The following is a 14,051-nucleotide window of genomic DNA, read 5'->3' on the forward strand; positions in this document are numbered from 1 at the left end:
TTAGCCTTTAGTGAACCCTATTTTTGAGCTTTGATAATTTTCTCCATGGGAAAAAATCACTTCCAAAGAGTAATCTTCATAGATAGCGTTAAAAATACAATCATACAAAGGTGTCAAATCATCATCTTTTACAGTAGCTGTTATATTTCCATCAAAGTATATTTCATCACCTTTCAAGTACGCACTCAGAATAACTTTTGCGTACATACAACCATTATCTTCAATATTATGTATCGTTACTAAAATAGGAATCAAATATCGCCCACGCCTAAGTTCACATACACCACTTCTATGCTTAGATTTTGGACTTACATCTCCATCTAAATTTATAAAATTAACTGATTCCGGGTCTCCAATATACTCACCAAACTCAAGCACAATTTTTTCAGCTAACTTTGGGAAAAAATGGTAATAACGCTCCATCTCTTCGCCAACCTCTCTTACCCTTTTTCTTAGCAAATCTATTTTCTTTTCCATAATAAAATCATTACCATATAAAGAATTCTAAGAAAATTAATGCCTATCGAGAGAAAATATTATATTCCCATGAACATCATTAATTAGATTATTATTATCTTCAAATATCAAAGGAATATATTCTTTAAAATTTGAAACGGTATCAATCCCCATAAGCAATGCTTCCTGAACCAGAAAATGACCTCTTGATGTAGCAAAAACCATGACCTGATTGAATAAACTAAGCTCATCGCTTGTAAAATCTACACTTCTAAATCCTGAATGAACTGAGTCATTCCTAAAGATTCTCATTTTATCAAGTATACGTGTAAGCTCACCACTCCAAAACTGATACCTAGCATGAGAAGCTAATTTAGTGAGAATAGTGCTTGAAACTTGAGCTCTTCTCGCACCATTTGGAAACCCCAAAAACCAACGGACTAATCCACTAATATTATCAGATTCATTTTCTTTAATTAAAGCTTCTAAAGAAAACCAATAAAACAGTGCTTTTAGTTGTTTATTGTTCTCATTTTTTGCATTTCTTACCCAGTGCAAAGATCTTTTATAACGGTTGCTTAATTCGGTATCTAAAGAAAGTATATAATTAGCAGCATCTATTCTTTGGATACTACCCTGAGACACCAAAAATGACATTGAAGGTGTGAAACCTGCAGTCAGTAGGGGCAGCATTTCCCCAGAGTCTAAGTCTTTAGTCAGCCCTATATTCGACGTTTTAACATCTGAAATAGGAAACTCTAACGATTTCAAATCAAGAACTTCTGCAAACAAATTTTCTGCAGCTTCAACCGCATCCTCAATATCAAGATCCTGAACAACTGTAGCGATCCTTGCACAATAAGAATATTTAGAAAAATCAGATCGAAATGATTCTGCTGACTTTTTTAAAACCTCTATTTCAGATTCTGAGTCACAGGATTGAGATCGTATCTCCACTTCACCATAAACTTGTGTAGAGGAAAGTGATACACTTTTCTGCTCTAGGATTTTTAAGACTAAGAAATTAGGCATTTTTAAATCTCACAATTGTATTTAAAAATTTTTTTATCACTATTTTTTTGATTTCTTTTTCAGCCTTTTGATTTAAAATCAACCTATTTCTTTTTACATACTCAGAAATATTTTTTGCAATATCATAGTTTTCTTGTGAAAAACACGCCTCAAAAACTGTACTCAAATATTTATTATCATTTTTATTAGAAAGTAGAACATTACACAAGCGCGCACTTTTCTCAAAATTATTTATTGAAATATAGTATTTTAGTTGAAACCAATGAATTTCGTAATATAACGATTTTCTCTTTAGGCCTATGATCTTCTTATCAAATATTTGGACAAGCTCATTATTAAATATAGCAATTGATAAATCATATCCAATCTTAATTGTTTTAATATGATCTGGCTTTATTGCATACAGGATATCAAAAAAATATTTGGCCTCATGAACTCTCCCTTTTCCAAAAAGGTACTCAATATAATTCGTCAACCTAAGAATATATTTAGGATGCCCATTTTTAACATCTCGAAATTTTTTCTCTACTAATTCCATCTTATTTCCATATTAAAATAGCAATAAATAGGGTCAGATTGAAATAAACTTCTAGTTCTACCCTTTACCCAATCGAATTATGAAAAATTACCTATTATATAAATTTACGTATTTTAAACATTTAATATTTCTTCTGCATTTTACGGAAAACCAACAGCATTAATCTAAAATCCACTTCTCCCCATGTGCATTTTTTACATTCCTTTCAGCTATAACCAACAATGTATTAATGACCGTTAATAAGCTAGCAGCAATTGACCAATGATAATCATGAGGCTCTAATCCTTCATGACCTTCCATATTCTTAATAATTTCTTTTAGTCGTAATAGTGCCACTTCAATTTGAGCTCCAATTCCGCCAGCTTCATTATCACTTTCAGAAAGAGATAGATTTTTAAAACGCTTCTCAATAGCTCCAATCGCAAGCTCTAAAGCTTTTGATATCTCAGATATTCTTCCACCTCTAAAAATATCAGCATCATAAGGATGTCCCCTATCTCCGATTTCGTTACCAGTTATACGAGCAAAGGCATACTCAATATCAACAGCATCTACTTTAACATTAACTTTATTCTTAATATTTTTTGATTGAAGCTCAGACAAATTAGCAGATATTTCTGCATTCGTTCTTTTCATCTCGCTTAATTCTTGTGTAAGTAATTCTAACTCTTCATTTGGCTCAGTTGAATTAAGAGTAGATTGAAGGCTCTTTATACTCTCTTTAAGACTATTAATTTCTTGATCTTGAAAAGATGTAATTTCTTGGCTAGACGTACTGATGTTGATTATTCTTTTTCTTAGGTCATTACTTTGCTCTATAGTAAGACGTGTTTTCGACTCAAATTTATCTCTACGAATTTTACCTTGCATTTTAACAAATTCTGAATAAACAAAGTATAAAACTTGAAAGACTGGAACTAATGCAAGTAAAACAATAGCAATTAATAAAGGCCAAAAAATCAAACTATAATTAAAACTTTCTCCAGTGTATAAGTATGCTTTTATCAATTCAGCTCTATTGTGTGTTGGTGATGATTCAGTCATAAAGATCAATACCACCTCCCAGTTATATAAAAACCATGCAACGAAATACGTCCCCCAAAGTGGGCTGCTGATTCGCTCATAAAGCACACCTTTCAAAGAGTTTAATGTATCTTTAATCATTTATGTAATCACTCAAATTTTAATAATTAGGAACAACGAAGTATAAAAATCTAATCCTTTAGTAGTTTTATTAAAATACTATTTTTCCACTTGATAATGCTCGCGGTGGCACTGGATAAACTCTCGTTCAATCTTGTGCTTTGTTACTGTCTTTATATGCCGATCAGCTTTAGGTCTTCAGTGATGGTAAACCCACCATTATCAAACAATACGTGGTGATTGCCTTTCCTCGCTTACTGGATTGCTAGGAAATAGCTGATTAAGAAAATCTGTACATACACAAATATGATGCAAGCAGTCAGGTACTAATATAGTAGAGCCATGAGCTTTTGAGTTTCGCATCTTGGGGATAATATCAACCATACTTTTACACCATTCGTTACCCAGCTCATCTGTCTCTAGATGCCTAAAACCAGCATCACTAATCCAACGTTGCGCAACAGCATGATTAATCATTTTGGCTAGCGACATTCTACTTTGGGGGTTAATTTTGAGCCTGAGTGCATGTTCGATAACGGTGTATGTTTTAAGGTGTACTTCGGAAGCTAAGGCATAAAAGTAGTATGTGAAGAGAGCCATATTTCTAGCTACATTGAATTGCCCTTTGATTTCGTCCGGCACTTCATCGTTTAGCACTTCTTTTGAGAGGGCTTTATGGAGCCAATTAAGGTTTAGATGCTCCCCATTATGATCAACGAAGTGCAGGTGTTTTCTGTCAATTTTGGTTAATTCATCTAATGTCTTAAACTTTTCCATAAGAAGGCTACCACGCGAATCCATTGCTTAATGTCAGTATTTCTTTACATTAAAACGTTTTGCACGTTTATGCCAGCCGAACCAAACTCCAGGCACAAAAAAACCGCCACTTGGGCGGTTTTATCAAACAAGTACACTATTAGTTATTACGAAATCAGTCTGAATGTCTTCAAACGTATTGTCATTGCAGTTAAAGAAACTTCAAAATAATCTGCAAGTTGAGAAATTTTATTATCTACACTTCCCGTCATTTCTTTAAACTTATCTACAACCTGCTCTTTTGGAAGCAATAAAGATGCAGCAAATCGATTAGCTTCCGCTTCATGTGAAGGTTTAATTTTACTGTTCTTCATATCTCCATCAGTACGATAAGCAACATTATCAGTTATTCCCGTTCCCATTAGGTGGCGGTGCAAAATAAAATGCCCTATTTCATGCGCAATCGTAAAACGCTGACGATATTCACCGTGTTTCTTATTCACAGTTATTTCAAATTTATTATCTTCTTTTCGTTCTATCATGCCTGAAATATTTTCAGCTAATCGTTTTCTAGATAGTTTTATACCTAAATCAGAACACAATTGATCTAAGTCCACAGGTTGGCTAAGCATTGCCTCATTTACGATTTCGAAGCTATTTTTATTCATAATCCCCCCCTACTAATTTCTTCATCTGGAGCAGGTGCAATATCATCAGACATATCTTCATTTTCTGCTTTAATTCCGCTTTGGCTAAGCTCCACATAATCAGAAACCAAGTCTGGCACCACACCTTCCATATATGACACCGCATTTTTTTCCAATGTCGATGTCATTTCTTTTTTATGCTTATCAAAACATTCTTCTGTTGTTTTCTTAGCTATAAATTCGGCTCGATCTTTAAGATGCATAAAGCCGAAAATACCTAACAGTGCAAATACAACACTAATAATGGTCATAGCTAATGCAGCCATATCCATTCTTCCCAACTGAGCGGCGATATTAATCGCATCTGAATGAATACCGGCCACAATTTCAGATGAAGCTAATACTTGAGCACCTTTAGAATTAGTTTCAGCGATTGCGCTACTAACTACAGAAACAGACACTGGAAACCAATTAGTTCCACCATGGTGTATAAACCAAAAACCAGCTATAGATAATGTAACTACAGTCCATACCCAATGGGCAGCTTTTAAACATTTGATTAACACTAATAGCATCCCTACCTACTATATGTAGTATCAATATCTTAAAAAATAACTACATATAGTACATTTAATATATTCCCCAACCAAAACAACCGCTCAAAGGCGGCTGTTTTAATCTTATATATCACTATTTTCATCAATTACATCGGTTAAACCAAGTCAAACCAAGTCAAACCAAGTCAAACCAAGTCAAACCAAGTCAAACCAAGTCAAACCAAGTCAAACCAAGTCAAACCAAGTCAAACCAAGTCAAACCAAGTCAAACCAAGTCAAACCAAAGAGTCATTGAATTTTACCTGTAACGAGCATTTAGGGAAAGAGAAACTACCATTCTAGGGCTCTATTTCATCTATTCTTGGTGCTTATAGGCTCTTAGTCATTGTCTTTATTGCTTTTTATACTCGAAAAATATTTTTGAAAAGACACTAGTCCAGCATCAAAGCTATTTCACCCATATCTGGTGCGTAGTACACTTTTTGTAAGATGCGTAAATCGGTATGGCCAGAAATCTTAGCTAGGTTAAGTACGTCCACTTTGGTGGCTAGTCGCGTGAGTGCCTCCCGTCTCAAGTCGTGAAAGTGCAGATCATCTATCAAACACTTGTTACGAATCTTTCTGAAATTCACATCAAGCGAGTCTGACTTTAAGTTAAAGGCTTTCAACTTGCAGTCATCTAATGTCTTGAGTTTTTCCAATACTTTCACAGCTGTTGTAGATAGCGGCACAGTACGAGGATTACCGTTCTTTGTTTTAGGTAAATGAACGGTGCGTTTTTCTAAATTCACATCACCCCATGTTATACCGCAAATTTCACCGGCACGCATGGCGGTTTCTATGGCAAAGACAATGGCAGCACCTATACGTTCGCTTTTCGATTCTGGCGCTATCTCTATATCGTATTGTGTGGCGATCATGAGTTGTTCAAACTCGCCTGGTAACAACCTTCTTGTTCTGGATTCAGGCTCTGCTGGCCGTTTTACTTTGGACATTGGGTTGTCCTTTAGCCAGCCCCATTCTTTTGAGCAGACACTACAAATTGCTAACAAAACATTCCACTCCCTTAGTACAGTACCTACAGCAACCTGCTGTAGCCGCCTGTCACGCCATTCTGCAAAGTGTTTTGCTTGTAGGCTCTGCAGTGAGATAAAGCATAAAGGGTCTATGTCATCCGATCCATTGCCCAGCCATCGGTCAATTCGACGTATTTCAAACTTTTGACCACGTTTGGTCACACTTACAGTATCACGATAACGCTCTAGAGCTTCACTGAAAGGACGATCAGGGATTTCATCTGACAGTCTCTCTTTGTCTAGCTTTTCAGCCTCTACGCCCCAAGCAAGTGCCTCTCGCTTTGTTTTGAATCCGTCTTTCGTCTTGCGGCCTGTTGAAAGCTCAAACTGTGCTCTCCACTTATTCCCTCGTTTGTAGGCACTAGCCATTATTCGTCCTCAAAAATGGTGCTGGATATGGTGCTCAAATGGTGCTGTATTATAGAAAACATAGCACAGGATAGGAAAAGTAGGCAATTTGAGAAAATCAATAAAACGCCTGAAAGGCTTGATATAGAAGGGATAAGAAGGATTAAGAAAGTTCGGACATAAAAAAAGGCACCATAAATGGTGCCCGGGACCGGAATCGAACCGGTACGATATTTCTATCGCAAGATTTTAAGTCTTGTGTGTCTACCAATTTCACCACCCGGGCATTTCTGATATGGAGGCCGGAGTCGGAATCGAACCGGCGTTCACGGAGTTGCAGTCCGCTGCATGACCACTCTGCCATCCGGCCTAACTATCAGAACTCTTTTAAGATGGAGCGGGAAACGAGGCTCGAACTCGCGACCCCAACCTTGGCAAGGTTGTGCTCTACCACTGAGCTATTCCCGCGTCTCAAAAGATGGTGCATATTCTATGAATTTCTGAGCTTAGGTCAAGGAAAAAAACCAAATAAATAACTAACTTAGCGACTTTTTTTGTATTTGGTTACTTTTCGTTCGACTCTTTAGGCATTAGCTCTGGCCACGCTGCTTTTAAGTAAACATACATGGACCACAAAGTTAGCAAGGCAGCGACCACTAGCACACTTTGGCCAATAAATGCCCAAGTTGAACCTGGTGGTGTGCCTAATAAAATGAAGATTGCGAGCATCTGCATGGCGGTTTTTAGCTTCCCAATATAAGACACAGCCACACTTGCACGTTTACCCATTTCTGCCATCCACTCCCGCAGCGCTGAAATAACAATTTCACGGCCGACAATGACGGCACTCGCTAAGGTTAATAATGGGTGCGCATAACTAGCCACCAGCATGACTAGGGCAACCGATACCATGACCTTATCTGCCACCGGATCAAAGAAAGCTCCGAAGGGGGTTGTCTGGTTCAATTTACGGGCCAAATAACCATCTAGCCAGTCTGTAATGGCCGCTAAAGCAAAGATTACAGCGCAGGCATAGTAGCGCCCTTCCCATGGTAAATAATAAACGGCCACGAGGATCGGGATCATAAAAATCCGTACTGACGTTAAGATGTTAGGTATGTTCATGGTCTTCCTAATGTTGTTCAAGCTAAGCCTAAATACTTGGCTCAGTTTTTGTGAAGGTGATTGTAAATTTCAGCAGCTTTATTCGCACTAATGCCTTTCACTTTGGCAATTTCTTCTTGGCTCGCAGATAAAATTTCTTGATAACCACCAAAAGTCGTTAACAACTCTTTACGACGCCCTGGGCCGATACCTGGAATCTCTTCCAAAGCAGAATGTCGGCGCTTTTTATCTCTTCGACGACGGTGGCTTTTCACTGCAAAGCGGTGCGCCTCGTCACGTATGTGTTGTATAAGGTGTAACGCCACCGAATCCGGAGGCAAAACCACTTCATCTTCTTTAGAACCTATGTAGAGGGTTTCTAATCCCGGTTTTCGAGTATCTCCTTTGGCAACACCTAAAAGAAAAATATTCACCAAACCTAGCTCTTTTAAGACGGTTTCAGCTTGGGTGAGCTGGCCTTTACCACCATCAATCAGTAAAACATCCGGTGCATCAAGCTCACCGCTCTTGACCCGTTTGTAGCGACGAGTCAAAGCTTGCTTCATGGCACCGTAATCATCCCCTGGCTCCACTCCTTCAATATTGAAAGAGCGATAACGCTTTTTATCAGGACCGTTAGGGCCAAATACTACACAAGATGCCACTGTTGCTTCACCACTAGAGTGACTGATGTCAAAACACTCCATATGACTCGGCGGCTCACGAAAACCCAATACTTTCTGCAAAGCAGCCACTCGACTAAAGTGGTTACGTTTATCCGCTAAACGTGATTGCAAACCTTGCTCTGCATTTAATTTGGCAAGATCCAACCATCTGGCTCGCTGACCTCTCACATTATGCAACACTTCGATGCGCTTTTGTGTAGTTTCGTAAATTCCCGCCGTTAAAATTTCTGTGTCTTCTAACTCATGACTGAGAATCAAAGCTTTAGGTAACTCCTGCACACCGCTCAGATAAAACTGCGCGATAAAAGTTGATAGCAACTCGGACTCGCTCACTTCGATTGGCATTTTAGGGTAGTAACTTTTGCTGCCAACCACCTTACCTCGGCGCACCATCATTACATGCACACATAGACCGCCAGGCTGAATGATGCAGGCGAGAACATCGGCTTCGCCAGTTTGTCCGTACACATGCTGCTGCTCTTGGATATGCTGTAATTGTATAATTTGATCTCGCAACTCAGCCGCTCGTTCAAATTCCATGTCAGCCGCTGCGGCCGTCATTTGCTCAGTAATTTCAGCATTTAGCTGCTGATTCTTGCCTTGTAAGAACATATTGGCATGTCGAACGTCTGCTTCGTACTCGCCATCTTCTATAAGCCCTACACAAGGCCCTGAGCACCGCTTGATTTGATACTGTAAGCAAGGACGTGAACGGTTAGCATAAGTTGAGTCTTCACACTGGCGCACCTTAAAAACCTTCTGCATGGTGTTCAGGCTTTCTTTGACGGCTGTACCGCTAGGAAAAGGCCCGAACAAGGTGCCTTTTTCTATTTTTGTGCCACGACGAAATAACAACGCCGGATGACGATGTTCTGAGAGTAAAATATAGGGGTAGGATTTATCGTCTCTAAGCAGGATATTGTAGGGAGGACGATGTTGTTTGATCAGCGTTTGTTCCAACAACAAAGCTTCGGTTTCACTTTTGGTCACCGTGGTTTCTATGTTATCAATCTTACTGACCAAGGCCATGGTTTTGGTGGTTAAACCAGCACCACGAAAATAGCTAGATACACGATTTTTGAGGTTTTTCGCTTTACCAACGTATAACAAGTCCCCTTTCTTATCATACATGCGATACACACCTGGTCGGGTCGTCAGGTGGCTAATAAAGTGTTTCGCATCAAACTCTAATTGACTCAAGCAAACCTCTGGGGTGTGTTAACCCATACCTAATACTTTATAACGCATGGCAAGGTGCATTAGCTCCACATCGCCCTCTATGTTTAGCTTAGAAAAAATTCGGGTACGGTAAGTACTAACGGTTTTTGGGCTGACGACCAGTTGCTCGGCAATCTCATGAGGCTTTTTACAGTCGATGATCATTTGGGCAACTTGTAGCTCTCGATCTGACAACTGCTCGAGTGGAGAGCCTTGACCATTCAACGAGACTTTAGACAACGCCATTTTTTGAGCGATGTCATTTGAAATATAGTGCCCGCCTTGCGCCACAGACTGAATCGCTTCAATAAGACAATCCGAATTCGTCCCTTTGCTAATATAGCCAGAAGCGCCCGCTTCCAACAATTTTACTGGGTACAAGCTGTCATCTAAAGCCGTTAAGGCAATGACTTTAACCTTAGGACAAATGCGTTTAATTTCTTTAGTAGCTCCTAAGCCGCCAATGCCTGGCATATGGACATCCATTAGCACGACATCTGGAGATAAGGCTTTTGACTGCTTAACGGCTTCTTCGCCGCTCTTAACCACATCCACTACCTGTATGCCATCCACGTCTTCTAGTACACGGCGAATACCATCAACGACGATATAATGGTCATCTACCAATAGAACTTTTATCATAACTACCTCGACCTACTTTTGATTGGCCCATTTTTTGACCCGTCAAATTTAACTATATCGACAACGATCCCACTCAGCAGAAACATCAGCGTGAACCAGTTTGTCGTCTTTATTCTGGTAAGATTCCCTTATAGCCCATTTCAGTCAGCTTTTCCTGACTCTTAGCTCGATAAGCTTTTCGAATCCCCGTTCCATAGGTCTTTTGTGTGTAATACAGCAATGGTGCAATGGCTTCTTCTGACAAAGACAGCTCTTCCGCAATCGTTTGTGTTATATCGGTAATGCTTAAGTTGTGTTGATTCTCAATCAGCACAACTTTGGGAACCACTAAACGCTCCCCTGCAATCACTCTATCCACAATTTTTAAATAACTGGCTTCAAACAAGGGCCAAGTAACGCGCTCTTCTTCGCTTTTAAGCTTATACCAACCCACATCGCTGGCCGCAAAGAAAACCGCAGGATGACGCCAATGAAAGGTTAAAGGATCCACTCGGCATGAACAGGCTTCAAGGTAAGCCGCTCTTGGATCCAATAACCCATAAGCTTTGTAGGCGGTATTGATGAGCTTCAAAAATTCGGAAATCGTTGGCGGCCAAGCGTACTCTTCTTTGGTTCGTTCAACCGCGTAGGCCAATAAAGGTTCCTGAAAACCTTTTAGGGCAATGGCCCATTCACGTTTTGCCAGTTTAACTTCGTCGGGGTTGCTGTAAGCCGATGCAAACTTATGGGTATAGATGGCCTTAAAACGCGCGAACAGCATGTTAACCAACACACGAGTCTTTTGCTCAGCTTCGTTGGCTTCGGCTTTTGGCTCGTCTCTATAGTGACTATTACCAGTCTGTGTCGTGGATGTTGGTGAGGGCGTCGCTAACCTGTTCTCTAGAGGTTTTACCAAATTTTGAACTGACTGAGGTTCCTTCATATGAAGACCGATCCGATTGTTTATATTGCCACTGACGTTTTACGTATTTAAAAAACTCGCTGTTCCAAGTTCTTACATTTTTACGTTGTTCTTTAATTCTTAATAAAAACTCTGTTTGCAAAGAAACCGCAAACTCACGAGTGATACCCGCTTGAGTAATTTGTTCTAAAGTCGCTTCCTCAGGCAACCACTGATCCGGTTGTCGTGAGCGTTCTTTTTGTTCCAAATACAAATCAAAGTCTGTCACCCCGCGACGATCATTCACAGTCGGCAAGGCTGGTGCATAATCCTGACGAATTGACTGCCTGGCTTCTGGGGCTCTTTCCGTTACCGGCCTAACGCTTGGGGTCACAGGTGCCGTTTGTGAACGTGACTCTCTTTGCAGTCGATCCACTTTCGCCATGATAGGGTCTTCATCCACTTGAGAGGTGGGTGCTGACCTAGGCGCTTTCACCTCTTCTTTATCTGCAGGCGAAAACTGTATTTGCAATACCTGCCCCTGTCGTTGATAGCTAATAAGTTGGATTATTTGTAAATTATCCAACAGCCTCAATAGTTGAGGGGCTTTCAAGAAGGGTAATTGTCGACTCAGCTGATGGATATCTATCGCTAAGCCGTTGCCACCAACAAGATAAGCTTGCTGCTTTAAGTAGCTTAGCAATACAGTCTCTTCTAAACCAATTTTGGTCGCCATTGATAAGGAAATGGGCAGTGAATAATCGTTGTCTAACATAAAGCTCGCTTCACATAATTAGCATACTAGTCTATCAAAAGCCTTTGCTATTAGCACGATAACCCGAGAGCAAATTACACCGCAATAGCGCTACTATTTTTAGTGACACATCGTAAAACAACAACACATGGCATCTATTGACAGAGCCAAAATGGACTCCTATGCTGAAATAGTCGACATCAGTTTTAAAGGCAATACATCACGTTTTATCTATTTCATTATTGAGGAGAAACGAATGCATACCATTAATATTACTGGCCACCATCTTGATATCACCCCAGCGATTAAGTCACATATTGATGAAAAGCTAGGCCGAGTCGCCAAACTAAGCGACCAAATCACTTCTATTAATATTACCCTTCTTAAAGACAGCAAAACCCAAAAAGCCGAAGCAACACTTCACTTACCCGGCAAGGATATTTTTGCAGCATCTTCCGAAGACAGGCTATTTCACGCCATTGATTCCATGATAGATAAACTGGCTCGACAAATAGGCAAGCACAAAACCAAATTAGCTGCGGGCCAACACAAAACAGCACTCGCCTAAACCATTTTCCAATAGCACTGCGTTATCATCTGACGCAGTGCTTTTTTGTTAAGTTTTTATACAGTCTCCAAATACTACTTGAGTTTTGCATCATTCGACCCCATATTAGCTTTATATAGGTTTTAAACTAATAGGAGTCACTCCAATGCGTTACACAGAAGCTCTTTCGACGACACATACGTCACAAACAGCGAATAAAACGCTGCGAAATACTTATGGTCTATTATCGCTAACCTTGCTATTCAGTGCTTTTACTGCTGGTTTAAGCATGGCCTTTCAGCTACCTCACCCAGGATTGATCATCACTCTTGTGGGTTTTTATGGTTTGTTGTTTGCAACCCACAAATTCAAAAATAGCTCTCTAGGTATTCTGTGTGTTTTCGCTTTAACAGGTTTTATGGGTCTAACTTTGGGTCCTATCCTTAGCGCTTACCTAAGCCTTTCCAACGGTGCCAGCTTGATTATGAGTGCCTTGGGTATTACAGGCCTGTCATTTTTAGGTCTATCTGCTTACGCACTTATTTCTAAAAAGGATTTCAGCTTCCTTAACGGCTTTATTACCGTGGGCTTCTTTGTACTATTGTTTGCCGTGATCGCAGGCTTCTTTGTACAAATGCCAGCTTTGCAGATCTTTATCTCAGCGGGTTTTGCGCTTTTCTCTGCGGCAATCATTTTGCTACAAACCAGCGAAATTATTCGTGGCGGTGAAACTAACTATATTGTTGCAACAGTGAACCTGTATGTATCCCTATACAACATGTTCCTAAGCATCCTTTCTCTATTAGGCATGGCTCGCGACGAGTAATTCCTTATTTGAATCAAAAAGGCCGCAGACTGCGGCCTTTTTGTTGTGTAAAATTTACCTTTACACCAAACACAAGCCCATATCAGGTTATCGCGCCATGCAATACGCTCTTTTAGTGACTGGAGACCCTTATCAAAGCAAGGCCTGCCATAGCGCCTTACGCTTTATAAAAAGTGCCCTTGAGCACCCTACCGCGCAGATTACAGGGGTCTTTTTCTATCAGGATGCGGTGCAGATTGGCAACCTGCTCACTCAGCCACCACGAGATGAGATCAATTTATTAGCTGCGTGGCAAAACCTTAGCGAAGAACATGAAATTCCACTGTATCTGTGTATCGCGGCGGCGGTTCGTCGCGGTATTTTGAGCGAAGGTGAAGCAGCACGGTATGAAGCCGCCCAATTCAATTTAGCGCCACCGTTTCAACTCGAAGGCCTAGGTACTTTGGTTGAACTCATGAACAGCACAAGTAAAGTCATTCAATTTAGGTGATCTATGAAAAACACCCTCATTCACTTAAGTAGTGACCCCTTTAGTAGCTTGGCCTGTAAAGAAGGGCTAGATCTTGCTTTGGTATTAGCCACCTTTGAACAAGCGGTGGATCTTTGCATTTCGGGTCCTGCTTTATCGATTTTGAGTAACAAACAAAATCCAAGCTCGACCCACGGCAAGAACCTCAACAAACTGCTAGATGGCTTAGAGTTCTACGATATTGAAAATATCTTTATTGAACGCCAGCAAACCTTGGCTATGCCTCAACCCAGCTGGCAAGGAATACAAGCACTTGAAACACAAAAGTGGCAACAGCTGTTTGGCCAATATCAACAGGTTTTTAGGTTTTAA

17 protein-coding genes and 3 tRNA genes are annotated in these 14,051 nt (G+C 40.1%); 4 read left to right on the top strand and 16 right to left on the bottom strand.

Annotated elements, in window-relative coordinates:
• From ACUM5Y_RS01645 to ACUM5Y_RS01720, 16 genes are all read right to left on the bottom strand, one after another.
• Nucleotides 1-477, bottom strand: coding sequence for a hypothetical protein (locus ACUM5Y_RS01645; RefSeq protein WP_445975106.1), 477 nt, complete (start codon nt 475-477; stop codon nt 1-3).
• 36 nt (nt 478-513) lie between these two features.
• The gene (locus ACUM5Y_RS01650) at nt 514-1,488 is read right to left on the bottom strand and encodes a hypothetical protein (RefSeq protein WP_445975107.1); all 975 of its coding nucleotides are present in this window, start codon (nt 1,486-1,488) and stop codon (nt 514-516) included.
• Entirely contained in the window at nt 1,481-2,026 is a 546-nt protein-coding gene (locus tag ACUM5Y_RS01655; protein ID WP_445975108.1) for a hypothetical protein, read from the bottom strand. Before ACUM5Y_RS01655 ends, ACUM5Y_RS01650 begins: the two co-directional genes overlap by 8 nt.
• Before the next feature lie 159 nt (nt 2,027-2,185).
• Nucleotides 2,186-3,190, bottom strand: a complete 1,005-nt coding sequence (locus ACUM5Y_RS01660) for a hypothetical protein (protein ID WP_445975109.1) — start codon at nt 3,188-3,190, stop codon at nt 2,186-2,188.
• Nucleotides 3,191-3,391: 201 nt separating this feature from the next.
• Nucleotides 3,392-3,946, bottom strand: a complete 555-nt coding sequence (locus ACUM5Y_RS01665) for a hypothetical protein (protein WP_445975110.1) — start codon at nt 3,944-3,946, stop codon at nt 3,392-3,394.
• Nucleotides 3,947-4,092: 146 nt separating this feature from the next.
• Entirely contained in the window at nt 4,093-4,593 is a 501-nt protein-coding gene (locus ACUM5Y_RS01670; RefSeq protein ID WP_445975111.1) for an ImmA/IrrE family metallo-endopeptidase, read from the bottom strand.
• Nucleotides 4,590-5,147: a hypothetical protein gene (locus tag ACUM5Y_RS01675; RefSeq protein ID WP_445975112.1), complete on the bottom strand. Its 558-nt coding sequence runs from the start codon at nt 5,145-5,147 to the stop codon at nt 4,590-4,592. The genes ACUM5Y_RS01670 and ACUM5Y_RS01675 overlap by 4 nt, the downstream gene beginning before the upstream one ends.
• Nucleotides 5,148-5,560: 413 nt before the next feature.
• On the bottom strand, nt 5,561-6,574 hold the full coding sequence (locus tag ACUM5Y_RS01680; RefSeq protein ID WP_445975113.1) for a site-specific integrase: 1,014 nt from the start codon (nt 6,572-6,574) through the stop codon (nt 5,561-5,563).
• Nucleotides 6,575-6,752: 178 nt separating this feature from the next.
• Nucleotides 6,753-6,839 (bottom strand) — tRNA-Leu (locus tag ACUM5Y_RS01685).
• Between the two features lie 10 nt (nt 6,840-6,849).
• Nucleotides 6,850-6,923, bottom strand: a tRNA-Cys gene (locus ACUM5Y_RS01690).
• Nucleotides 6,924-6,946: 23 nt separating this feature from the next.
• Nucleotides 6,947-7,021: transfer RNA gene (locus tag ACUM5Y_RS01695), tRNA-Gly, on the bottom strand.
• Nucleotides 7,022-7,117: 96 nt separating this feature from the next.
• Nucleotides 7,118-7,678, bottom strand: coding sequence for a CDP-diacylglycerol--glycerol-3-phosphate 3-phosphatidyltransferase (gene pgsA, locus ACUM5Y_RS01700; protein WP_445975114.1), 561 nt, complete (start codon nt 7,676-7,678; stop codon nt 7,118-7,120).
• Between the two features lie 41 nt (nt 7,679-7,719).
• Nucleotides 7,720-9,543, bottom strand: a complete 1,824-nt coding sequence (gene uvrC / locus ACUM5Y_RS01705; RefSeq protein ID WP_445975115.1) for an excinuclease ABC subunit UvrC — start codon at nt 9,541-9,543, stop codon at nt 7,720-7,722.
• 18 nt (nt 9,544-9,561) lie between these two features.
• The gene (locus tag ACUM5Y_RS01710; RefSeq protein ID WP_445975116.1) at nt 9,562-10,203 is read right to left on the bottom strand and encodes a response regulator; all 642 of its coding nucleotides are present in this window, start codon (nt 10,201-10,203) and stop codon (nt 9,562-9,564) included.
• Between the two features lie 109 nt (nt 10,204-10,312).
• Nucleotides 10,313-11,125, bottom strand: coding sequence for a replication protein P (locus tag ACUM5Y_RS01715; protein WP_445975117.1), 813 nt, complete (start codon nt 11,123-11,125; stop codon nt 10,313-10,315).
• Entirely contained in the window at nt 11,034-11,858 is an 825-nt protein-coding gene (locus tag ACUM5Y_RS01720; protein WP_445975118.1) for a DnaT-like ssDNA-binding domain-containing protein, read from the bottom strand. The genes ACUM5Y_RS01715 and ACUM5Y_RS01720 overlap by 92 nt, the downstream gene beginning before the upstream one ends.
• Nucleotides 11,859-12,093: 235 nt before the next feature.
• On the opposite strand from ACUM5Y_RS01720, the gene hpf reads away from it, so the two are divergent.
• The 4 genes from hpf to ACUM5Y_RS01740 all read left to right on the top strand — a co-directional run bounded on the left by hpf (nt 12,094) and on the right by ACUM5Y_RS01740 (nt 14,051).
• Nucleotides 12,094-12,405, top strand: a complete 312-nt coding sequence (gene hpf / locus ACUM5Y_RS01725) for a ribosome hibernation-promoting factor, HPF/YfiA family (protein WP_445975119.1) — start codon at nt 12,094-12,096, stop codon at nt 12,403-12,405.
• Between the two features lie 145 nt (nt 12,406-12,550).
• A complete protein-coding gene (locus ACUM5Y_RS01730) occupies nt 12,551-13,210 on the top strand; it encodes a Bax inhibitor-1/YccA family protein (RefSeq protein WP_445975120.1) in 660 nt (219 codons plus the stop codon).
• A 97-nt stretch (nt 13,211-13,307) separates the two neighbouring features.
• Nucleotides 13,308-13,700 carry a sulfurtransferase complex subunit TusD gene (gene tusD, locus ACUM5Y_RS01735; RefSeq protein WP_445975121.1) on the top strand — a complete coding sequence of 131 codons (393 nt, stop codon included), beginning with the start codon at nt 13,308-13,310 and terminating at the stop codon, nt 13,698-13,700.
• 3 nt (nt 13,701-13,703) lie between these two features.
• Nucleotides 13,704-14,051 carry a DsrE family protein gene (locus ACUM5Y_RS01740; RefSeq protein ID WP_445975122.1) on the top strand — a complete coding sequence of 116 codons (348 nt, stop codon included), beginning with the start codon at nt 13,704-13,706 and terminating at the stop codon, nt 14,049-14,051.

It is taken from the genome of Marinomonas dokdonensis, from assembly GCF_052747885.1.

Coding starts and splice junctions, on each gene's coding strand:
- ACUM5Y_RS01645 (WP_445975106.1), bottom strand. CDS start 477: ATGGAAAAGAAAATAGATTTGCTAAGAAAAAGGGTAAGAGAGGTTGGC.
- ACUM5Y_RS01650 (WP_445975107.1), bottom strand. CDS start 1,488: ATGCCTAATTTCTTAGTCTTAAAAATCCTAGAGCAGAAAAGTGTATCA.
- ACUM5Y_RS01655 (WP_445975108.1), bottom strand. CDS start 2,026: ATGGAATTAGTAGAGAAAAAATTTCGAGATGTTAAAAATGGGCATCCT.
- ACUM5Y_RS01660 (WP_445975109.1), bottom strand. CDS start 3,190: ATGATTAAAGATACATTAAACTCTTTGAAAGGTGTGCTTTATGAGCGA.
- ACUM5Y_RS01665 (WP_445975110.1), bottom strand. CDS start 3,946: ATGGAAAAGTTTAAGACATTAGATGAATTAACCAAAATTGACAGAAAA.
- ACUM5Y_RS01670 (WP_445975111.1), bottom strand. CDS start 4,593: ATGAATAAAAATAGCTTCGAAATCGTAAATGAGGCAATGCTTAGCCAA.
- ACUM5Y_RS01675 (WP_445975112.1), bottom strand. CDS start 5,147: ATGCTATTAGTGTTAATCAAATGTTTAAAAGCTGCCCATTGGGTATGG.
- ACUM5Y_RS01680 (WP_445975113.1), bottom strand. CDS start 6,574: ATGGCTAGTGCCTACAAACGAGGGAATAAGTGGAGAGCACAGTTTGAG.
- pgsA (WP_445975114.1), bottom strand. CDS start 7,678: ATGAACATACCTAACATCTTAACGTCAGTACGGATTTTTATGATCCCG.
- ACUM5Y_RS01710 (WP_445975116.1), bottom strand. CDS start 10,203: ATGATAAAAGTTCTATTGGTAGATGACCATTATATCGTCGTTGATGGT.
- ACUM5Y_RS01715 (WP_445975117.1), bottom strand. CDS start 11,125: ATGAAGGAACCTCAGTCAGTTCAAAATTTGGTAAAACCTCTAGAGAAC.
- ACUM5Y_RS01720 (WP_445975118.1), bottom strand. CDS start 11,858: ATGTTAGACAACGATTATTCACTGCCCATTTCCTTATCAATGGCGACC.
- hpf (WP_445975119.1), top strand. CDS start 12,094: ATGCATACCATTAATATTACTGGCCACCATCTTGATATCACCCCAGCG.
- ACUM5Y_RS01730 (WP_445975120.1), top strand. CDS start 12,551: ATGCGTTACACAGAAGCTCTTTCGACGACACATACGTCACAAACAGCG.
- tusD (WP_445975121.1), top strand. CDS start 13,308: ATGCAATACGCTCTTTTAGTGACTGGAGACCCTTATCAAAGCAAGGCC.
- ACUM5Y_RS01740 (WP_445975122.1), top strand. CDS start 13,704: ATGAAAAACACCCTCATTCACTTAAGTAGTGACCCCTTTAGTAGCTTG.